Source organism: Prosthecobacter gellanilyticus (assembly GCF_007992435.1).
Classification (GTDB): domain Bacteria; phylum Verrucomicrobiota; class Verrucomicrobiia; order Verrucomicrobiales; family Verrucomicrobiaceae; genus Prosthecobacter; species Prosthecobacter gellanilyticus.
In genome coordinates, this window is sequence record NZ_BKAG01000004.1 from 163,921 (window position 1) to 183,759 (window position 19,839).

Annotated in this window: 17 protein-coding genes; 7 read left to right on the forward strand and 10 right to left on the reverse strand. The window is 59.5% G+C overall.

The window, feature by feature from the left end; translation table 11 throughout:
- Positions 1-95 precede the first annotated feature (95 nt).
- Positions 96-1,250, reverse strand: a complete 1,155-nt coding sequence (locus tag BGE01nite_RS04665; RefSeq protein WP_146849105.1) for a 5-(carboxyamino)imidazole ribonucleotide synthase — start codon at positions 1,248-1,250, stop codon at positions 96-98.
- 198 nt (positions 1,251-1,448) lie between these two features.
- On the opposite strand from BGE01nite_RS04665, the gene BGE01nite_RS04670 reads away from it, so the two are divergent.
- The 3 genes from BGE01nite_RS04670 (at position 1,449) to BGE01nite_RS04680 (ending at position 3,426) form a co-directional block, all read left to right on the forward strand.
- Positions 1,449-1,679, forward strand: a complete 231-nt coding sequence (locus BGE01nite_RS04670; RefSeq protein ID WP_246145664.1) for an SWIB/MDM2 domain-containing protein — start codon at positions 1,449-1,451, stop codon at positions 1,677-1,679.
- Between the two features lie 152 nt (positions 1,680-1,831).
- Positions 1,832-2,521 (forward strand): HAD hydrolase-like protein, encoded by a 690-nt coding sequence (locus BGE01nite_RS04675; protein ID WP_146849107.1) that lies wholly within the window; start codon positions 1,832-1,834, stop codon positions 2,519-2,521.
- Positions 2,518-3,426 (forward strand): cation diffusion facilitator family transporter, encoded by a 909-nt coding sequence (locus BGE01nite_RS04680; RefSeq protein WP_146849108.1) that lies wholly within the window; start codon positions 2,518-2,520, stop codon positions 3,424-3,426. Before BGE01nite_RS04675 ends, BGE01nite_RS04680 begins: the two co-directional genes overlap by 4 nt.
- A gap of 14 nt (positions 3,427-3,440) precedes the next feature.
- On the opposite strand, the gene BGE01nite_RS04685 is transcribed toward BGE01nite_RS04680, so the two are convergent.
- The 3 genes from BGE01nite_RS04685 to BGE01nite_RS04695 form a co-directional block, all read right to left on the reverse strand.
- Positions 3,441-3,806: a ComEA family DNA-binding protein gene (locus tag BGE01nite_RS04685; protein WP_170266589.1), complete on the reverse strand. Its 366-nt coding sequence runs from the start codon at positions 3,804-3,806 to the stop codon at positions 3,441-3,443.
- 43 nt (positions 3,807-3,849) lie between these two features.
- Entirely contained in the window at positions 3,850-4,257 is a 408-nt protein-coding gene (locus tag BGE01nite_RS04690; RefSeq protein WP_146849110.1) for a DUF2721 domain-containing protein, read from the reverse strand.
- Between the two features lie 394 nt (positions 4,258-4,651).
- The gene (locus tag BGE01nite_RS04695; RefSeq protein WP_146849111.1) at positions 4,652-6,628 is read right to left on the reverse strand and encodes a bifunctional aldolase/short-chain dehydrogenase; all 1,977 of its coding nucleotides are present in this window, start codon (positions 6,626-6,628) and stop codon (positions 4,652-4,654) included.
- Positions 6,629-6,811: 183 nt separating this feature from the next.
- On the opposite strand from BGE01nite_RS04695, the gene BGE01nite_RS04700 reads away from it, so the two are divergent.
- Complete coding sequence (locus tag BGE01nite_RS04700; RefSeq protein ID WP_146849112.1) at positions 6,812-7,810, forward strand: sugar phosphate isomerase/epimerase family protein; 999 nt, start codon at positions 6,812-6,814, stop codon at positions 7,808-7,810.
- A gap of 95 nt (positions 7,811-7,905) precedes the next feature.
- Entirely contained in the window at positions 7,906-9,150 is a 1,245-nt protein-coding gene (locus tag BGE01nite_RS04705; RefSeq protein WP_170266590.1) for a M48 family metallopeptidase, read from the forward strand.
- 13 nt (positions 9,151-9,163) lie between these two features.
- Here BGE01nite_RS04705 and BGE01nite_RS04710 read toward each other — a convergent pair whose 3' ends face one another.
- The 3 genes from BGE01nite_RS04710 to BGE01nite_RS04720 form a co-directional block, all read right to left on the reverse strand.
- Complete coding sequence (locus BGE01nite_RS04710) at positions 9,164-10,099, reverse strand: alpha/beta hydrolase (RefSeq protein ID WP_170266591.1); 936 nt, start codon at positions 10,097-10,099, stop codon at positions 9,164-9,166.
- Positions 10,100-10,173: 74 nt separating this feature from the next.
- Positions 10,174-11,019, reverse strand: coding sequence for a superoxide dismutase (locus BGE01nite_RS04715; protein ID WP_246145665.1), 846 nt, complete (start codon positions 11,017-11,019; stop codon positions 10,174-10,176).
- A gap of 103 nt (positions 11,020-11,122) precedes the next feature.
- The gene (locus tag BGE01nite_RS04720) at positions 11,123-11,488 is read right to left on the reverse strand and encodes a Dabb family protein (protein ID WP_146849115.1); all 366 of its coding nucleotides are present in this window, start codon (positions 11,486-11,488) and stop codon (positions 11,123-11,125) included.
- A 153-nt stretch (positions 11,489-11,641) separates the two neighbouring features.
- On the opposite strand from BGE01nite_RS04720, the gene BGE01nite_RS04725 reads away from it, so the two are divergent.
- A complete protein-coding gene (locus tag BGE01nite_RS04725) occupies positions 11,642-12,028 on the forward strand; it encodes a BlaI/MecI/CopY family transcriptional regulator (RefSeq protein ID WP_146849116.1) in 387 nt (128 codons plus the stop codon).
- A complete protein-coding gene (locus tag BGE01nite_RS04730) occupies positions 12,025-15,297 on the forward strand; it encodes a M56 family metallopeptidase (protein WP_146849117.1) in 3,273 nt (1,090 codons plus the stop codon). Before BGE01nite_RS04725 ends, BGE01nite_RS04730 begins: the two co-directional genes overlap by 4 nt.
- Before the next feature lie 285 nt (positions 15,298-15,582).
- Here the strand turns inward: BGE01nite_RS04730 and BGE01nite_RS04735 are convergent, their stop codons facing one another.
- From BGE01nite_RS04735 to BGE01nite_RS04745, 3 genes are all read right to left on the reverse strand, one after another.
- On the reverse strand, positions 15,583-19,095 hold the full coding sequence (locus tag BGE01nite_RS04735; protein ID WP_170266592.1) for a PVC-type heme-binding CxxCH protein: 3,513 nt from the start codon (positions 19,093-19,095) through the stop codon (positions 15,583-15,585).
- Between the two features lie 97 nt (positions 19,096-19,192).
- Positions 19,193-19,489: a Smr/MutS family protein gene (locus BGE01nite_RS04740; RefSeq protein ID WP_146849119.1), complete on the reverse strand. Its 297-nt coding sequence runs from the start codon at positions 19,487-19,489 to the stop codon at positions 19,193-19,195.
- A gap of 6 nt (positions 19,490-19,495) precedes the next feature.
- Entirely contained in the window at positions 19,496-19,777 is a 282-nt protein-coding gene (locus BGE01nite_RS04745; protein WP_146849120.1) for a hypothetical protein, read from the reverse strand.
- Positions 19,778-19,839: the final 62 nt, after the last annotated feature.

Consider the following 19,839-nt stretch of genomic DNA (forward strand, 5'->3'; position numbering starts at 1 on the left):
TTAAGTCGAGCGTTTTTTGCTAATTCCATCGATGCTGAACAGCAGGGTCCGGCCTACCCAAAAGTTTGTAAATGAGCGCGCCCTCCAAAGCACGCTCAGGCCATCCCGAGGCCTGTTTTGATGGACTGGGCGCTTTCCAGCGCTTCTTCCACGGTGTCGCCGAGAACGGTGATATGCCCCATCTTGCGTTTTGCACGGGCTTCGGCCTTGCCGTAAAGGTGCAGCTTGGCACGCGGATGCATGAGCACGGCGCTCCAGTCCGGCGGTGTTTTTTCCGCCGGCCAGACATCACCTAACAGATTGATCATCACCGCCGGGGTGTGCAGGCTCGGATCACCCAGGCTGAGTCCGCAGATGGCGCGGAGCTGCTGCTGGAACTGGTTCGTCACGCAGGCATCAATGCTGTAGTGGCCGCTGTTGTGCGGGCGCGGAGCGATCTCATTCACCATGACCTTGCCGTCCGCCGTCACAAACATCTCCACCGCCATGGTGCCGACATAGTCCAGACCTTCCGCCACAGCTTCCCAAAGTTCCAGCGCCTGGTCGGTGATGCTCACCTCGACACGTGCGGGTGCGATGGTCACGTCCAGGATGTGATGCGCATGCTGGTTTTCCAGCACGCCATGCACGGCCATGCGGCCATCCACGGAGCGTGCGCCGACCACGGAGACTTCTGCGACAAAGGGAATCCATTGCTCGACGACTGCGTGATGACCTTCAAAGGCCTTCCAGGCTTCCGCGAGATCGGTGTCCGCATTCACCTTCGCCTGGCCCTTGCCGTCATAACCAAAAGCAGCGGTTTTAATCACACACGGACGGCCTAACTCCTTCACGGCTTCTTCAAGCTGCGCCAGTGTTTCCACGATGCGGAATGGTGCGCAGGCGATGCCTTGATCGCGCAGAAAAAGTTTCTCACGTTCACGATGCTGCGTCGTGTGGATGGCCTTTCTTCCCGGGCGCAAAGGCCTCACGGCCTCCACGGCCTGCAGGCATGCATCCGGAATGTTTTCAAACTCCACGGTCACCACATCCACACGGCTGAGAAAGCGCTCCAGCGCGTGCTTGTCATCATACGCGGCATTGTATTCCGCATCTGCCCACTGGCCGGCCGGACATCCAGGTTTTTCATCCGTGAAAACAGCCACGCGATAGCCCATGCGCCGTGCCTCCAGCGTCAGCATGCGGCCGAGCTGGCCGCCGCCAAGAATGCCGATGGTGGAGGGAGGAAGGAGGATGGGTGAATCAGACATGTGCTCAGTTCAGTGCTGAATGATCAGCCCGGTGCAAGCACAAGTCTGACATGGCAGCGAGACTTCTCAAACTCGCATTTCCCCAGGGGAAAAGCCCAAAAAACTTTAAGATGAGGTATTGACCACCAAAGAGAAAACAGTCAGCATGGCGTTCCTATGGCCAAAAAAGCAGCTACTCGCAAAGCAAACCCCGCCCTCATGAAACCCGTGCAGCCAGACGCCGTGCTCGCTGCAGTTGTTGGTAACACCGCGCAGCCTCGCAGCGCGATCACCAAGAAGATCTGGGACTACATCAAGAAGAACGATCTCCAGGATCCCAAGAACAAGCGCAACATCAACGCTGACGACAAACTGAAGCCTCTCTTCGGTGGCGCCAAGTCTGCCACGATGTTCGAACTCACCAAGTATGTGAGCCAGCACGTCAAGTAAGCCTCGCCGCTTACGTTGCTTTCCGGCCCCTGTCCTCTTCGCGAGGCAGGGGCTTTGTCGTGTTTTGGCGGCAGTCATGTGTCCTGTCATGACGAAACCGGGGCGAGATTCCGCTTTCAGAGGCCGCCTTCCTGCCTTTCTAAAGGCAGACCATGCCACGACTTCTGCTTTTCGATATTGATGGAACCCTGCTCGACACCGGAGGCGCCGGAGGTGCGTCCTTGCTGGATGCCATGGAGGAGATTTTCAATGTCCGCCGGCAGGACATGCCGCCGCTGAATCTCGCGGGAGCCACGGACGGCGGCGTAGTCAGAGAGCTCTTCACTCAGGTGGGGCGTGTCATGGAGCCTGAGGCCGTGCAGCGCTACATGGACACTTACCTCGGGCATCTCGAGCGGCGTCTCGCTCATGCTGATTTTCCTGGCGTGCTGATGCCGGGTATCGAAATCCTTTTGCAAACCTTGGTCGCGGATGGTCGCGCTGACATCGGTCTGCTCACTGGCAATGTGCGCCGTGGTGCGCACATGAAGCTGGAGCGCTTCGGCCTGCATCCTCATTTCGTCGATGGTGCCTTTGGAGATGATGCGGAGGACCGCAATCTGCTCGGTCCCGTGGCCATGCAGCGCATGAGCCAGAAGACAGGCCGTCAATATGCTGCCACAGACGTGATCGTCATCGGTGACACACCGAAGGACATCGCCTGCGCGCATGCCATCGGTGCGCGCTGCCTCGCAGTTGGCACCGGCCATTTTAAAGCAGATTCGCTACGTCCGCATTCCCCGTGGCTGTGCCTGGAGGATCTGAGTGATACCGCGTCCGTGCGTGATGTGCTTCTCTCATGAGCGTTCCTGACCAGGCGCAGGCTCGGGCGATGCGGCTTTCACTGGCCGTGGGCTTTGTCATGCTCGTCATCAAGATGGGCGCGTATTTGCTCACCGGTTCCGCGGCCATCCTCGGTGATGCGGCGGAGTCCGTGGTGCATGTGGCGGCGGTCGTTTTCGCGGCCTACAGCCTCTGGCTCGCCGCGCAGCCTGCGGATGAAAATCATCGCTACGGGCACAGCAAGATCGCCTTCTTTTCCGCAGGCATCGAAGGCGGGCTCATCATCCTCGCGGCCGTTTTCATCATCTATGAGTCCATCCATCGCTGGATTGAAGGCCTCACGGTGGCGAACCTCGGCGCAGGCGTGCTGCTCACGCTGTCCACGGTGGTGATCAATGCTTGGTTAGGCTGGTATCTCATCCGCACGGGACGCCAGCAGCAGTCTCTCATTCTCGTGGCAAACGGCCGTCATGTGCTGACGGATGGCTGGACCAGCCTCGGGGCCATCGTGGGGCTTGGGCTCATGCACCTCACGGGCGCAGCCTGGTGGGATCCGGTGTGCGGCTTGATCATGGCAGGGAACATCCTTGTTTCTGGTTATGATCTGCTGCGCCAGAGCGTGGCCGGCCTCATGGATCACGCGGATCCTGAGCTGACGCGGCAACTTGATGAGGCGCTGGCTCGTGAGACAGCGGCGCGCGGGGTCACCTTTCATGCCCTGCGTCATCGCAATGCCGGTCATGTGCATTATGTGGACGTGCACTTCCTCTTTCCGGATGACATCACGCTGCGTGAGGCGCATCGCATCACCACAGACATCGAACGCACGGTGATGAAGTGCACGGAACAGGCGGTGCATTTCACCACGCATCTCGAATGCGTCGGTGACCATGACGAACTGCATCCAGGTGACTCGCTGACCTGAGTCTGGCCACTCACTCAGGACTTCTTCGTGTTGCTCTTCTCCTCTTTCGTCACAGGGAAGCCTGCCTTCGCATGGGCCACGATGTCTACCAGCGACTGCTCGCCCACGCCTTCGGCCTTGAGCAGATCAATGACTTCGAGATACGGCCGGGCCTTTTGAATGGCCAGCGCCCTTGTGCCTCCGATGCCAGGCAGTGAGCGCAGCATGGACTCGTTCCCTTCGTTGAGAATCTCCAGCAGGCGATACCTCTGGGCCGATGTCAGGCTCAACGCCGCAACCTTCGCCCTGCCGGAAGGCTTTGGTTCCTTCCTGCCCGTTTCCGCCGACATGACGGGCGGGGCCATCAAGAGGGCGAAACAGAGGAGCCAGAGCATTTTCATGGGACGAGCCTAACCAAAGGCTGTGTGACCTCCAAGGCCATTCTCACTCTTCCTGGCATTCGACATTGCTCAGCAGCATGTCCAGCGCCTTGCCGGACATCTGGATCTCCACCAGGGAAAGTGTGAGCGAACTGAACTTCAGCAGCAAGCTCAGGCCAAAGGTGATCTGCGCACCCGTCTGATGGCTGAAAAAGATCAGCGTCATGCTCACCACGCACATGAGGATGCTTAGCACGCCGAAGGTCTGCATGTGCTTGATGATGCGGATGCGCCTCCGCAGGTTTTGGATCTGCGCCAGCAAGATCGGCTCCTGCGTGCTCTTCCAGTTCGCATGCAGCCCGCGCACCACCGAGGCCAGCCCCAGGAACCGGTTCGTGTAGGCCAGCATCAGCAACGAGATCGCCGGAAACAGCAGCGAAGGCGCGGAGAGAGGGAGTTCGGGGAAGGGCATGAGCTTGATTTTGATGCTTCGCTACTTGAATGCCAACCTCTTGAAGATCGGTAGTAGGTCCTCAAACGGGAAAGTCTCCGTGGCTATAGAATACATCAAACATGCTAGGGCAAAGATGAGCCATGCGAAACTCCTCACCAGTTGAGGAAGAGTGGGAAATATGATCTTCCAGAGCGTTAACCAATCCTCAGGCTTCCATTGGATGCCGGGGGCTTGAGATGCGGGCCTGAGGCAGCGCTTGGGTTTCATGCCTTCTGAAGTTAAACATAAAAAGAGGCACGCAAGAATTTTTGTTGGGAGCGCAGGAGGATAACAGATTCAATCTGTTATCCTCCTGAGGGTAAACTTGTCTGTTACCCTCTTTGCTACACGGCAAAGTTTTTTCCAGACTCCATCAAATCACCCGGTCATTGCCGCCATCCACAGGGATCTGGGCACCGGTGACTTTCGCGAACAGAGGGCTGGCCATGGCGCTGACCATGTTGCCGATGTCCTTGCTCTTGATCTCCACCTTCATGAGGTTCTTGGTCTTGTATTCTTCGACCGTCATGTTGTAGCGGGTAGCGCTCTTCAGCAGGGCTTCAGGAGTCCAGAGCTTGGTGTCAAACACGGCGTCTGGATGCACGATGTTCACGCGGATCTTGTGCGGGGCCAGTTCCAGCGCAGCCACACGGCAGAGCTGCGTGAGAGCGGCCTTGGAGCAGGAGTAGGCACTCGCACCTGGGCCAGGGGCCTTGAAGTTGCGGCTGCCGACGAAGATGATGCTCGCGTCGATGCCCTGCTTCACATACGGGATCACCTTGTTCATCAGCTTCTGATGGCTGGTGAGGTTGATCATGAGGGTGCGGTCCCAATCCGTCTGCACCATGGTGTCCAGCGGATCATTCTTCGGGAAGATGCCCGCGTTGCTGACCACGATGTCGATGCCGCCGAACTCGCGCACGGCGAAGTCGATGGCGTCCTGCACAGGCTGGTCCTCGGTGAGGTTCACCACGATGCCGATGGCACCGATCTTCTTCATGATCTCCGGGATGTCTTTGTCGATGTCCAGACCCACGACCTGCGCGCCTTGTTCAGCGAGAGACTCAGCGATGGCGAAGCCGATGCCTGCGGCACAACCGGTGACGAGCGCCACCTTGCCCTGATGAACCTTGCGGGCCGGGCCCTTGCGCAGCTTGGCCTGCTCGAGATCCCAGTATTCGATCTCAAAGATGTCCTTGTCGCTCAGTGGCTGCCAGCCGCCGGTCTGTTCGGCGAGAGTGACCGTGGCGGCGGTGCTTTCGGAAATGTCAGCGACGATGTTCGCATCCTTCAGTGTATCACCAAAGCTCACCACACCGTTGTTAGGCCAGATGGCGAAACGTGGCGCGGCATCCAGCATGGTCTGGCCGTTCGCGTGCTTGGTGAAGTAAGCCGCGTAGTCATCGGCAAACTTCTGTACGCTGGCGTCATGATCCTCACCCAGCACAGCCGGGATGCGCTTCGTGCGGATGCTGTGGTCAGGGGTCAGGGGACCACGAGCACCGCTGTCAGCCACGTTTGGCAAAGTTGAGTAGGTCACAGCGGCAGCGCTGGTGCTCAGACGGGCGATCTGCGGGAAACCACGCTTCTTCGAGACGACCTGGCGCAGCTTTGCCAGCGCCATGAGGTCCGGTTTGACCTCGGCTGCGGCAGCCTTGGCCGCACTGCCAGCCTTCTTCGCCAGATACTCTTCCGCCTGCGTCACCATCTCGATGTGCAGCTCGTAGCTCTTGCGCGCATCGTCATCGAAAGTGAAGAGGCCGTGCTTCAGCAGCACCATGCCCTGGATGCCCTCCTTCTTGAGGTCACGTCCGGCAATGAGGTCCGCAATCGTCTTGGCCAGGATGAAGCCAGGCATCACATAAGGGACGATGATCACTCGGTTGCCATAGATCTCCTTCACGCGGGCCTCGCCATCGGCGGAGCAGGTGAGGGCGGAGATGGCATTCGCGTGGCTGTGGTCCACGAACTTGAAGGGCAAAATCGCGTGCAGGATGGCCTCGATGCTCGCCGCCGGGGCGTTTGGGTTGGTCATCGCCGCGCGCTGCTGCAGGACCATGTCCTCATCGCTCATGGTGGCCAGCTTGGACATCTTGATCAGCGCCTCCTGGCGCACGGGGGAGAAACCGGCACGCTCAATGGTGGCCAGATCCCAGCCGCTGCCCTTCACATAGCAGAGGTCCACGGAGTCCCCGAAGAAGTCCTTTTCCGTCACTTTGACCGAGGTATTGCCGCCGCCATGGAGGACGAGTTCCGGGTTCCGGCCGAGCAGGCGGCTGGTGTAGACACGCTGTCCGAGCGGGTCGTTTCCGAAAGTGGCGGCTTCTGAGTCGTTCCAAAGGCTTTGCATGGGGAAAATAGAGAGGGGGGCGCGAAGGGAGCGTCATTCTAAGGGGGGTGCAACCCTGAATTCAGTGCCTGTCCTGCCACCTGGGCCTTCCTTTCGCTTGCCAAGCCAAGCGCCCTATCGAGAATCGGCCTCGTCGATTTTCCGACCTCAAATCCGAACCCCGAACCACCAAACTGAACCACCATGGGCAGACCCGTCACTCTTTTCACCGGCCAGTGGGCCGACCTTTCCTTCGACACCGTCGTGCAAAAGGCCAAGTCCTTCGGCTATGACGGCGTGGAACTCGGCTGCTGGGGCGACCATTTCGAAGTGGACAAGGCTGACCAGGCCTACTGCGATGCCAAACGCGCCAAGCTGGATGCCGCCGGCATGAAGTGCTTCGCCATCTCCACCCACCTGGTGGGCCAGGCCGTGTGTGATAACATCGACCCGCGTCACGCCCAGATCCTCCCCGCCTACATCTATGGCGATGGCGATCCGGAAGGTGTCCGTCAGCGCGCTGCCGCCGAGATCAAGAAGACCGCCAAGGCTGCGAAGCAGTTTGGCATCAGCATCGTCAACGGTTTCACCGGCAGCAGCATCTGGCACCTTTGCTACTCCTTCCCGCCGAACCTTCCCGGCCAGATCGAGGCAGGTTACAAGGACTTCGCCAACCGCTGGGGCCCCATCTTTGACGAGTACAAAAACCAGGGCGTGAAGTTCGCTCTCGAAGTCCACCCGACCGAGATCGCCTTCGACATCGCCAGCGCTGAGAAAGCCCTCCAGGCCGTGGATTACCATCCTGCCTTTGGTTTCAACTATGACCCGAGCCACTTCGGTTATCAGGGCGTGAACTATGAGAAGTTCATCCGCAAGTTCAGCGACCGCATCTTCCACGTGCACATGAAGGACGTGGCCTGGAACCTCGGTGACGAAGCCGGTGTCTTCGGCGGTCATACCGATTTCCACACCTCTCCTCGTTACTGGGACTTCAAGTCCGTCGGTCGTGGTGACATCAAGTTCGAGCGCATCATCCGCGCCCTGAACGACATCGGCTACAACGGCCCCCTCAGCGTCGAGTGGGAAGACGGCGCCATGGACCGCGAATTCGGTGCCACCGAATCCTGCGCCTACGTCAAGAAGCTCGACTTCCCGCCGAGCAAGATCGTCTTCGACGCCCAGTTCGCCGAGAACAGCAAGTAAGGTGACTCGCACAGTCCTCTGTGCGTATCCCTTGACTCTTCCAAGCCCGCATCATGAGAGTGATGCGGGCTTTCCTCAATAGGCCCTTTTATCCCATGACCCTTTCCAATCCCTGGTTCGTCGCCGCGCTCATTGCGGTGCTCGGTGTGTTTCATCTGGAGCTCGCCTCGCGTTTTTTGAATCTGATGCGGCTGGGAAAGCCGATTCCGGGGCGGCTGGCGGAGATCTTTCCGGAGGGGACGATGGAGAAGATTCGCGAGTATCTGGCGGATGGGGCGAAGGTGAGCGGCTTCCAGGATGGGGTCTCACTGGCGGCGCTGATTGGCGTGTGGTGGGCCGGGGGCTTTGGGATGATTCAGGCCAAGGCGGAGACTTTTGGATTTGGTCCGGTGACCACAGGTGTCATCGTGATTGCGGTGATCATGCTGGCGCAAACTTTGTTAAGCCTGCCTTTTTCGGCCTGGGACACTTTTGGCGTGGAGGCGAAGCATGGCTTCAACCGCACGACGGTGGGCACTTTCATTAGCGACAATATCAAGAGCCTCGCGCTCATGGCGATCATCGGTCTGCCGGTGGCGTGGGTGATCGTGTGGTTCTTCCAATACCAGCCACTGGCACCGCTCTACACCTGGCTGTTTCTGGCGGCCTTCAGCGTGCTCATGACCTTCCTAGCACCGCGCTTTCTGATGCCGATTTTCCTGAAGTTCAGCCCCATGGAAGATGGTGAGCTGAAGGAGGCCATCTTTGCGCTGGCGAAGAAGCTGGATTTCCCGGTGATGGAAGTGAGCGTGGTGGATGGCTCTCGCCGCTCCTCCAAGGCGAATGCCTTCTTTGCAGGCTTTGGCAAGACACGCCGCATCGCGCTTTTTGACACGCTGCTGCAGAGTCACACGAAGGAGGAGATCGTGGCCATTCTGGCGCATGAGATCGGGCATAACAAATGCCGCCACGTGCCCGTCACCATGACGCTCAGCCTTGTGGAGATGGGCGTGATGCTGGCGCTGCTGGGCTGGGTGCTGAAGTCGCCGGACTTCTTTGCCGCGTTCGGTTTGCAGGGCACGCCTGTGGGCATGGGGCTGGTCCTTTTCGGCATCTTATATCAGCCGCTCGGCATCGTCACGGGTTTGTTAGGCCTGTGGATGAGCCGACGTCATGAGTTTCAGGCCGATGCTTATGCGGCCAAGGCGGTCGGCAGTGCTCAGCCGCTTGTGCAGGGACTGAAAAGACTGTCGCACGATCATCTCTCGCATCCCCAGCCGCATCCTCTTAAAGTGTGGCTGCACTACAGCCATCCACCGATCGGTGAGAGGCTGGCCGCTTTGGAAGCGGTGCGCGTTTGAGCAAGAGTGAAGATCACTCCTTGTCGAGTGAAGGCACGCCTTCGGGAGCTTTCAAGGTAGGCTCGCCACCGAGATACCCGAGCGAGGCGAGGAATTCATCCATCTTGCGTGCGGTCACCTGGATCCAGGGCTCGCGATTGAAGAAGCCGTGAGGCATGTCTTTGGCGGACCACATTTCGGCGCGCAGGCCCAGCTCGCGAGCCTTCTTCACATATTCATCTCCACCGAGCTTCAGCTTGTCTGCGGTGCCAAAGAAGATGATGGCAGGCGGTGTGTCCTTGGACAAAAAGCTGTTAGGCGTGATGGCCTCTGCCATCTCCAGGGTCATGAGGGCCTCTCCTGTCACACGCTCTTTGTAGAGGGTGCTGATGTTCAGCGCTGGATTGAAGAGCACCATCGCGTTCGGCTTGGCGGAGATGGACTTGTCGTCCGACTCGGCATCGTAGGCACTGACCAGGGCAGTGCAGGCAGCGAGATGTCCGCCTGCGGAGCCTCCTGAGGCGATGACCTTGTTCGGATCGATGCCGAGTTCCACGGCATGGCCGCGCACCCAGCGGATGGCGCTTTTGGCGTCCTCCACGGCTTTGTCGGGCAGGGTCTTGTGCTGATTCAAAATGCGGTAGTCGGCACAGGCGGCCACGATGCCGCGCGTGGCCAGGTATTCGGCCTGCGGCACGAACTGCTTGAAGGTGCCGTTCTTCCAGCCTCCTCCAAAGAAGAAGACCACGCAGGGGCGCTGCACGGCGGCCTGCACCTCGCCTGAGGGGGAAAAGACATGCAGCTTCAGCTCACCCTGCGGTGTGGTTTTGTAGACGACCTCCCGCGTCTTCACAGCTTCAGACGTGAGCTTGATGTCCTCCTTGGGGGCCTTTTTCGCCTTCTTGGCGTTTTGGGCCAGAGCAGGCAGGGAGACGAAGGTGGCGAGCAGCAGGCAGGCGATCAGTTTCATGGCGCGTGGTGAACGCATCACCGAAGGTGACATTGCACGAAAGACAAAGATGCTGCCGCAGCAGCCCGGCCAGCTCAGGAGTGATTGTAGATGCCCCGCACGATGGCGTGAGCTTTGTCCACAAACTCCCAGTTCACGACCTTCCACCAGGCATCGATATAGGCGCGGCGGTTGTTCTTATACTTGGCGTAGTAGGAGTGCTCCCAGAGATCGAGCGCGAGGATCACGCGACCGTGCTCGCGCCAGTCCACAAACTCCTTCATCAGAGGATTGTCCTCGTTCGGAGTGGTGGTGATGACGAGCTTTTTGTCAGGCCGGTAGACCAGCCAGGCCCAGCCGGAGCCGGAATGCTTCATGGCGGCAGCCGTAAAAGCCTTCTTGAACTCCTGCAGGGTGCCGAACTCATCATCAATGGCCTGTGAGGCTCGTCCCGAGGGCCCCAGCGGTGTGTCTTCTGACGGAGCCAGGAATCGCCAGAAAATAGTGTGATTCACATGCGCTCCACCATGTTGGCGGATGCTCTTTTGCACATCCTCAGGCAGCTCTGACTGCACACCAGTGGCAGGCCGCGAATTCGCCAGGCTGAGCTGCAGGATGGACTGCCTGACCTGCGGCGGCCGCTTGATGCTCTTGATGCAGGGCATGAGGGAGGTCACGCTGCCCACGGAGAGCTCCACGTCATCCAGGGTGCGCCGGAACTCCGCCAGATGCTTCGCGTGATACTCATGGTAATGGAGCTTCAGCGTAACCGCGTCCAGGTAGGGCTCCAGCGCATCCAGCTCATAGCGGAGCGGCTCTTGCTGCAAGGAGATTCCCAAGGGCGCAGGGCGCGTTTCTTGCTCAGCACCTAAAACCGTGCCAGCCAGCGCTGGCAGAGCCGAAGCGAGGAAGGCGCGGCGTGGCATGAGGGGGACGCTCATAATAGAAATGAATTACTAAATTCGGCTTGCACAGGCAAGACGGATATTTGGTCGCCGGCAGATACCAGCCCTAAAGGGCAGATGGGCCGTCCCTCCGCAGCCGTTAGCGGGCCGTGTAGTCGAGCACGCAAGCCTTGTCCAAGACGGGCTTCAGCTTGCTGACGAACTCGGAGTGCGCCGGATGGGGCAGGTAGGTCTCCAGGCCGGCCTTGTCCGCGAAGGTCACGAAGAAGCAGTGGGTGAAGCCATCGTTCATGTTCTCCGGGCTGACATTTGTGCCCCACTCGAAGCTCTTCACGGTCTCCACCTTCTTGGCCAGTTCGATGAATGCCTTCTCGATCGACTGCACCTGCTCAGGCGAGGCGCTGTCCTTGAATTTAAAGAACACGACATGGCGGTAAGGGGCGTCAGCAGCAGGGGCGGTGGTCATAAGGAGGAGAAAAGCGGTGAGGGTGATGAGGGCTTTCATGGTGGGTGAGAAGTCTGAGGTCGGGGCCTCCGGCCTGCAAGCAGTCTCTTTGGCCCGCGAAGTGCAGAGGCAGCCACTTTGCTAAAACATGTGTTGAAAATTCAGCACATAAATCTTGACGCTTTGCCGATGTGTTGATATTTCAACACATCTATGTGGGATAACGAAGTTTTCAAAAACGTCAGCCGCCGTGAGCGTCAGGTCCTGGAAATCGTGATGCGCCGGGGCAAGGCCACCGCGCGTGAGATCGAGGAGGATCTGCCGGACGCTCCGACCTACTCGGCGGTGCGCTCCATCCTCCGCCTGCTGGTGGAGAAGTCCATGCTGGTAAAGACGCTGCAAGGCCGCACGGACGAATACAGCCTGCCGCTGCCTGCGGAGAAGGCACGCGTGAACGCTCTGCATCAGATGGTGCGGGATTTCTTCTCCAACTCCGTCGGCGCGGCAGCCATGGCGCTGCTCGGGGATCGCAAATCAAAGCTCTCGAAAGAGGAGGCCGATCAACTCATGAAACTCATCCAGGAGGCTCGTCAAAAATGAATCCCGTCCAGACCTTCATCCATTCCTGGCTGCTCGGTGGCATGTCTTACCCGGCGCTGACCTTTGTCATCACGGCGGCGATGAAGAGCACGGCGCTCGTGCTGCTGGCATGGGCAATGACGCGGCATTTTTTGAAGAGCAAACCTGCGCTGATGCGTCTCTGGGTGTGGCGTGGCTGCATCGTGGCGCTGGCCAGCGTGCTGCTGTGGGCACTGGCACCTGGCATGGTGGATGCGTGGCGGCCGAGCGTGACGCTGGCTCCGACTGCCCAGATGGCGCAGACCTTTCAGCAGGCTCGATCACTGGAGATCTTGAAAGAGAAGTCAGTGGGGCCAATTCCGATGAAACCCGTGGCTCCTCTGGTCGCCTATTCATCACCGAATGCGGAACCCAGAGTGTCTCTGGTGAAGATGCGCACGCCTTGGCTGGCACGGGTGGAGCAGAGGGTGGTGCTGATCTGGTGGAGCATCGCGGCCCTGGTGTTCAGCATAAAGGTTGTTAGGGCGATATGCGGGCACTATTGGTTATGCCGGAATACGACGGGTGCCCTGAGCGGCACGGAGCATCGGCTGGTGGGTGGACTTGTCTCACCCGTGGTGACGGGTTGGCGGAAGGCGCGCATCTGGCTGCCAGTGGAGGCTGCGGAGTGGCCGCAGGCGAAGATCCGCGCCGTGTGCCTGCATGAGACGGCGCATCACGAGCGGCACGATGGAGCCTGGCAATGGCTTGGGTGGGTCACGACCTCCGTGTGGTGGTGGAACCCGTTCTGCTGGCTGGCCCTGCGCCGGCTGAATGCCGAGGCCGAGCACAGTGCGGACGAGGCCGCTTTAGAGCATGAGATTAGCGCTCCAGACTACGCGCAGGTGCTGGTGGAGATCGCTGCGGGTGGACTCTCTCATGTGCCTGCGACGGGGGTGGCCATGCTGGGCCGCAGCGGCATTCATCAGCGTGTGCAGGCCATCTTGAGCGGAGCTGGTCGGAGTTCACATTTTGGCCGAAAAGCTCGCTGGGTGCTCATCATCTCCTGCCTCTGCGGCATGCTGGCCGCAGGCGTAGAGGTGCGGCAGGCGGTGATGCAGATGGAGAAGCCTTCCGAGCCACTGACCCAGGCGGAGAAAGCACTGGTGGAGCGTTGCCTGACGGTGTTGGAAGCACAGGCGCGCTCGCTTGATAAAATCCATCTGAAGATGACCCAGAGCTGGACTCTTGAAGGCAAGGAAACCGTACGCAGTCCGCAGCCCAGCATGATCGAGGCATGGGTGGATGAGAGCGCCGGAAAGTCACGCGTGGAGTACCGGCCGAGAGTGGCTCGGTGGACGAATGGTGCAGCACCTTGGTACATCGCAGATATGACCAAGGCTTCTGATAGCAAGACCTCCTGGAGCTATGATCGTGATGAGATCACTGATGCAGATGCGGGCAGAGGTCCACGCGAGCATTTCTTTTCACCCTGGCTGGAGAGCCGGACGAATGAACTCGTGGAGAGCCTGCGTCAGTTGCATGATGGAGGATTCAAGAAATGGGGGCTCTACACGCACCAGATCGGTGAGGCCAGCGGTCGGGTGTTTCTAGAGAGGTTTCAGGAACTGAATCATCGTCGTGTGCGCTGGGAGATCGATGCCTCGGGCGGTGGTCTGGCGCTGAGACGAGAATGGTCTACAAAAACGCCGGAAAAGCTCTCCTTTGAATGGGAGGTGACGCAATGGGCGCAGATGGCGGATGGCACACGCTATCCTGCACGGTGGAACTGGCGTCACCCTCACATTGGGCAGATCGACTACGAGTATCAGATCACAATGATCGAGAAGATCCCCGGCGTTGCTGATGGCCTGCTGGCATTACCGCAAAAGAAGCCCTCGCCGTATGTTTCCACGGATGGCAAGGCTGTGCATGGCGAGTGGCTGGAGGCACGCTTTCTACATTCAGAGACGGGCAAAGCTGTGCCTGCGGTGAAGGTGCATTTTGAGATCAACAATGGCAAACGTGAGGAGCTGATCAGTGATGTGCAGGGCGTGCTGCGCATCCCCTTGCCGAAGGACGAGGTGAAGAGCTTGCGCTACTGGGGTATGAAGCCGGGCTTTGTGATGCAGATGGTGTCATGGTCGCGTCAGGGAGATCCGCTGAAGCTTCCTGATGGGTATGAGACCAAGCTGTATCCGGCGGGCAAGCCGATCGGTGGCCTGGTGGTGGATGAGCAGGGCAAGCCTGTGTCTGGTGCCGCCATCAACATCACCCATACGGGAGGGGCCAGAAACTGGTCCGTGTTCACTGACAGGCATTCGCGCGGCGAACAAAAAGTGCAGACAGATGCGCAAGGAAAATGGTCGATGACCGGCTTTGCCAAGGATTTGAAGGGATTGAGCATCCGGGTGGAGCATCCGCGTTTCAAGCGCGTGTCGATGAGCTACGAGCATGCCACCGGCCAGACAGTGGATGCGCTTCGCGATGGCACGAGCCGTGTGGTCTTGAAAACCTCAGGCCTGGAGTTTCACGCGGTGGTCTCTGACACGAAGAACAACAAGATCGAAGGCTGCCGGGTGACGCTGAGCGAGGATCGCTGGGGCCGTTATGATGAGCCGAATGCGAAGTCCGATGCCGAGGGGCGTGTGATCCTTCCCGTTCATGAAGCGGGCAAGGAATGGTTCACCTTTGAGGCGGATGGCTTTGCACCGATGAAGATGAAGTTCGACATGAATGCTGAGTCTTCGAAGCGGCTTGTGGTGGTGCGTCTGGAGACGGGACGGACTTTGAGGGCAAGGGTGGTGGATGAATCTGGCTCACCTCTGCCCAACGTGCGCATGGTCGCCGACCGCTGGCAGGATGGTCGCACTCTGTGGTTTGAAACTGTGACGGATGCAGAAGGCCGCTTCGAGTGGCGAGGCGCTCCGCCCGATGAGGTGGGCTGGACCATCCTCGGCCGTGTGGACATCCTGCGTGACCTGCCGTTGAAGGCTGCGGATGCAGAGCGTATCGTGGTGCTGCGCCCGGCCATCCGCTTTTCCGGCACGGTGCGGGATGCGCGGACGGGAGCGTCTGTGCCAGCCTTCAAGGTGACTCACGGAGACACGAGGCGGTCCAGCCAGAACATCTATTGGCGTGAGGATGAGGCGAGGAGGTTCGCGGACGGCACGTTCAAGTATGAGAACTGGGACATGCGTTGCGAGCACAAGCTGCGCATTGAGGCAGATGGCTACGAGCCTTTTGAATCAGCGCTCTTTTCGCCGAACCAACAGGATGAAAAGCTGGAGGTATCCTTGAGTCCGAAGTGAGGAGATCGTGCTTCAATGTCTGTAGCCAGGCGACGAGGTTGGCCATAGTAGCCATCACACTCCGTGTGATGAGCTGGGGAGGAGGAGCCGACGTGGGTTAGCGAATTAAAGGGGGACGGCTGAGGCTGCGGAGCTTTCTTGGTTTGGCTGATTGGTGCGGGGAGGGTTTTTCGGCGGAGGCGGGTGATGGGAGGCCATGCGGTTGCGCACGAACATTCTGAAGGGGATGCTCGGAGAGTGGTGGGTGTTGGCTGTGTCGTGAGCTCATCACACGGAGTGTGATGGCTACTTTAGAGTCTGCAGCCAGGCCACCAGGTCCGCCAGGCCTTGAGGTCCGATGGCAGCAGCGAGTCCGGGTGGCATGAGGGAGTCTTTCATCTCCTCTTTCTTGGTGATGGCTGACTTCTTGACGGGCATGGTGGCACCGCCATTCACGCGCAGGGTCAGCTCGTCGCCTGTCTCGCTGATCACATAGCCCATCACGATCTGGCCTTCCTTGGTGGTGAGGTTCAGTCCGCCGAAGCTGTGTTCCACAGCGGCGCTTGGATAAAGGATAGCGGTGAACAAACCATCTTTGCTGAGCTTGTTGCCAATCTGCGTGAGATCCGGACCGAAGTTGATGAACTGGCCCTTCACCTGATGACAGGCCACGCAGCCTGCCTGCATGAACATGGCTTGGCCTTTGGCGGCATCGCCGGTCAGTTTCATGAGATCAGCCAGGGGCGGGAATTTCTCCGCACCGAGTGCCGCAGGCAGCGGCAGGTCCTTGCTCGCTTGATCACGCAGGCCACCATCCGTGCTGCGGCTGAGCGCGACCGCGGCGGTGGTTTTCACGTTTTCAGGCAGCTTGCCCTCGCCCTGCCAGCGCAGGATGGAACGTCCGCCTTCACTGCTGAGTGCGAGCGCCTCGATCATGCTACGGCGCACATCATCACGCTTCTCCGGCCAGAAGGCCTGATTCAGCACGGCCACGCTGGGGCGGTCGCTGACCTTGCCGAGAGCCGCGATGAGCTTCTTCGCCGAGGCCGTGTCTGCCTTCGTCAGGAAAGCCACGGTCCTGCCGACATTCGCCGCGAGCAACTTGGCCGCCGTGACGGACTCCACCGCATCTGGATGCGCTGTGATGTAGTCCACCAGCTCCTGTTCGAACCCGGTGAGGTTGAGCCGCTGCACCAGATCAATGAACTCCGGTTTGCCGATGACGGGCTTCAGCAGGGAGTCGAGGCGAGCTTTGGCTTCGGGGTTTGAGGTGATTGTGTTTCGGTCCAGCAAGGCTGTCGCGGCGAGAGCTGTGTCTGCATCGGCTTTGAGGAAGATGGTCAGAGCGGCTTTGGAGACTTCCTCGCGGTGCTTGAAGGAGAGAAGCTGGAGGGCACGAAGTCCGTGCACTTTGAGGACATCATTGGCGCCCATCAAACCCACGCTTGTGGCCTGCGCAGGGTGGTGGAGCGCCGCACGCCAGTTCTCCAGGTCGGTGACTTTTACATCGGCCGCTTTTTGAAGCGCTGCCCACCGTGATTCAGCGTGGAGATCTTGTGAGATTCCCCAGGCTTCCAAGGCCCAGCGATCATGATCGTTTGTTGAGCTCGTTAGCCTGTTCCAGAGAGCATTTGCCTGATCTGAGCTGTCAAAGCGGATGGCGAGTGAAAGCTCACGGTTGAGTTCTGGCGCCTGGCTGGAAGGGGAAACCTTGGAGAGGAATTCGATCAGCTTCTCCGGCTGCTTCTGCTGCCAGAGCTGGCGGGCGGCGCGGATGGCGGTGATGTGGATGTTCGAATCGGGGTCGGCGAGGGCGGCAGCCAAAGTAGTTTCCAGCTTTAGCTGGTCTGCGGGTGGTTCGGTATTGGGTGCTGCGTTCGGAGAACTTACGCGCTGAAGCGCATAAGTACTTTCCAACGCCCAGAGCGCCCTTGCACGATAGTGTGCTGGCAGACGAGTATCGTTGAAGGCCTTCTCCAGGGCAGCGACAGACTGCTTCCCAAACTTTTCCAATGCCTTCCATGCGAGGTAACGCTGCTCTTCGTTAGGCGACATCAGGGCACTCACGGCACCTTCAGGAGTCTCCAGCTTGAAGCCAGGAGACTGATACTTCTCCGCGGCTTTCGTGGTCACGCGGAAGAGACGGCCACGGGTCACATCACCCATGCCGTGACCGCCGACACCGGGGTCATACCAGTCAGCGATGATCAAGGAGCCGTCAGGCGCCACAGCGACGTCGCTGGGACGGAACCAGCGGTTTTTCGTGCCTTCGAGGATGTTCGTGATCTCGGCCTTATAACCAGCGCCGTCAGGCTGGGTCACATAAGCACGGACGACGTTCGGGCCGGCATCGCAATGGATGGGCTGGCCGAGGAAGATCTTGGGCAGCAGGCCGCCTTCATAGATTTGCATGCCGGTGGGAGAGCCTGCGCCGGTGATGAGCACATTGGGGACGACACCGGGATCATTTTGGTGCCAGTGGCGCTGCGGGATTTCGCTCTCGATGCCGATGCGCGGGATCTGCCAGCCTTCGCCGGTCATCTCGTCGGAATAACCATAATTGCCGAATTCCATGACGTAGTTGATGCGCACGCCCTTGTTGCCATCGTCATCGTTGTCGGACTGCCACATCGTGCCGAAGCTGTCCACGGCAACCTCCCAGTTGTTGCGGAAGTTCCAGGCTAGTACTTCGACATTGCTGCCATCCAGCTCACAGCGGAAGACCATGCCTTGCTGATAAGGGCGGTTGTTCTGGTTGGTGCACTTCACACCGTGGATGTCGGTGATGAGGTTGCCAGCCTTGTCGCAGAGCTGTTTGCCGGCATTGCCAAAATTAAAATACAGACGGCCATCAGGACCGAAATGGAAGGCGTGGATGCCGTGGTCATGCTGCGCGCCGCCGATCTTCGTGAACATGAGCTCCTTGCGGTCGGCCTTGTCATCGCCGTTGTCATCGATGAGCCAGAACACGTCATCGCCGCAGGAGATGAGCGCGCGGTTGCCGAGCACGCAGATGCCGTGAGCGCTGTTCACGTCCGCTCCTTGATGGAAGACGGTGCTCTTGTCAGCCTTGGCATCACCATCAGTGTCTTCGAGGATGAGGATGCGATCTCCCTCTTTGCGTTCGCCGTTGTGCTTGCGGTAGTTCACGACTTCGCAAACCCACACGCGACCACGATGATCGATGTCGATGCTCGACGGAGAGAGCATCATGGGTTCGCTGGCAAAGAGCTGCACGGTGAGTTCGGGATGCACCGTGAGCTGCTCGAGCGAGTCCGCCGCCTCATGCGAGGCGCCACCTTCAGCGCTGGCCTGGATGGGGCCGGGATTTTCCGTGTAGACCCGGAACTCCACGCTGGTGCCGCCGCCTTGCTTCGTGCCGCCTTCATCCAGGGCACCGCGGGCTTTGAAGCGTTTCGCCCCCGCAGGCAGGTTGAAGGCGATGACGCTGTTCGCATGCGTGCCGATGCCATACTCGATGGCCTGCCCGGCGCTGCGCAGCTGGTCACCTTTGGTGTTGGAGTTCACGCGCACGCCAGCCCAACCAGAGGTGGCGGATTTCCATTCGATCTCGGTGAGCTTCTTCTCGCTGCCATCGGCCATGATGAGGCGTGGCTCAGCCCAGTCTGCCCAATCCGCGCCGAAACCATTGCCACCATCGGTGACGACGAGAAACATCTCCTTCGCCTGGCTGACATCCACATCGATCTCCACGCTGTGGTTAGGCGTCTTGTCCGTGATGAGCTTGGATTGAAACAGCGGCTTCGGAGCGGCAAGAGCCAGCGCAGGTGCGAGGAGGGTGAGCAGAATAAGTTTCATCGAGAGCCGGAAAATACGCATGTCGTCCGCGAGTCCTCTCGCGCTGGTTTGGAAATGAGGTGAGCGCTCGCGCCACTGCCGCGAGGGGACTCGCGGACTACTTCACAGCACGCAGCCTGACCCACGTCGCGCCCCAGCCGCCGGTGTCAGCACTCGCGGGCCAGGTGATGGCTTCCACGATGTCCATGCGCGCCAGCTTCTCATGCACGCCGATGCGCAGGGCACCGGTGCCTTTGCCATGAATCACGCGCACATTCAGCAGGCCGCGCTTCAGGCACTCGCCGAGATAGTCTTCCAGAAGATCACTGACTTCCCGAGGCTGGAAGGTGTGCAGATCGAGCTCATCCGTGATCTCGATTTCCACGGGCTCTTGCTCGGGCACGTCGTCGTTCATCTCATTTCATTTGAGCACCACGCTGGCGATCTCCTGCCACAGCGCATCGATCTCCGCGGGTTTGCGGGAGGGCTTGCCAGCTTTCGCGAACCAATAATCCGCGTTCCATTGATCTCCCTCGATCACGTGCAGCAGCGCATGAATCCAGGAGCCCATCTTCGTGTGGATGTCCTGGGCGATGTTGTGCGAGGCTTCCCAGTTGCCATGCTTCGCATGCCAGAGAGACTCTGCCTCAGGGCTGAGGCCGGAGGGCAGGGAAGGGGCGGCAGCGAGTTCGGCAGGTGTCATGGGCGGAGGTGATCTGGGAGTTCAGTCTCATAAAAAGAACGACGAATCCACCAGGGATTCGT

Excerpts from the sequence above, each read along its gene's own strand:
- BGE01nite_RS04740 (WP_146849119.1), bottom strand. The coding sequence starts at position 19,489 with ATGAACGACGACGTGCCCGAGCAAGAGCCCGTGGAAATCGAGATCACG.
- BGE01nite_RS04725 (WP_146849116.1), top strand. The coding sequence starts at position 11,642 with ATGTGGGATAACGAAGTTTTCAAAAACGTCAGCCGCCGTGAGCGTCAG.
- BGE01nite_RS04715 (WP_246145665.1), bottom strand. The coding sequence starts at position 11,019 with ATGAGCGTCCCCCTCATGCCACGCCGCGCCTTCCTCGCTTCGGCTCTG.
- BGE01nite_RS04690 (WP_146849110.1), bottom strand. The coding sequence starts at position 4,257 with ATGCCCTTCCCCGAACTCCCTCTCTCCGCGCCTTCGCTGCTGTTTCCG.
- BGE01nite_RS04700 (WP_146849112.1), top strand. The coding sequence starts at position 6,812 with ATGGGCAGACCCGTCACTCTTTTCACCGGCCAGTGGGCCGACCTTTCC.
- BGE01nite_RS04675 (WP_146849107.1), top strand. The coding sequence starts at position 1,832 with ATGCCACGACTTCTGCTTTTCGATATTGATGGAACCCTGCTCGACACC.
- BGE01nite_RS04665 (WP_146849105.1), bottom strand. The coding sequence starts at position 1,250 with ATGTCTGATTCACCCATCCTCCTTCCTCCCTCCACCATCGGCATTCTT.
- BGE01nite_RS04680 (WP_146849108.1), top strand. The coding sequence starts at position 2,518 with ATGAGCGTTCCTGACCAGGCGCAGGCTCGGGCGATGCGGCTTTCACTG.
- BGE01nite_RS04730 (WP_146849117.1), top strand. The coding sequence starts at position 12,025 with ATGAATCCCGTCCAGACCTTCATCCATTCCTGGCTGCTCGGTGGCATG.
- BGE01nite_RS04720 (WP_146849115.1), bottom strand. The coding sequence starts at position 11,488 with ATGAAAGCCCTCATCACCCTCACCGCTTTTCTCCTCCTTATGACCACC.
- BGE01nite_RS04695 (WP_146849111.1), bottom strand. The coding sequence starts at position 6,628 with ATGCAAAGCCTTTGGAACGACTCAGAAGCCGCCACTTTCGGAAACGAC.
- BGE01nite_RS04710 (WP_170266591.1), bottom strand. The coding sequence starts at position 10,099 with ATGAAACTGATCGCCTGCCTGCTGCTCGCCACCTTCGTCTCCCTGCCT.
- BGE01nite_RS04685 (WP_170266589.1), bottom strand. The coding sequence starts at position 3,806 with ATGAAAATGCTCTGGCTCCTCTGTTTCGCCCTCTTGATGGCCCCGCCC.
- BGE01nite_RS04670 (WP_246145664.1), top strand. The coding sequence starts at position 1,449 with ATGAAACCCGTGCAGCCAGACGCCGTGCTCGCTGCAGTTGTTGGTAAC.
- BGE01nite_RS04735 (WP_170266592.1), bottom strand. The coding sequence starts at position 19,095 with ATGAAACTTATTCTGCTCACCCTCCTCGCACCTGCGCTGGCTCTTGCC.
- BGE01nite_RS04745 (WP_146849120.1), bottom strand. The coding sequence starts at position 19,777 with ATGACACCTGCCGAACTCGCTGCCGCCCCTTCCCTGCCCTCCGGCCTC.
- BGE01nite_RS04705 (WP_170266590.1), top strand. The coding sequence starts at position 7,906 with ATGACCCTTTCCAATCCCTGGTTCGTCGCCGCGCTCATTGCGGTGCTC.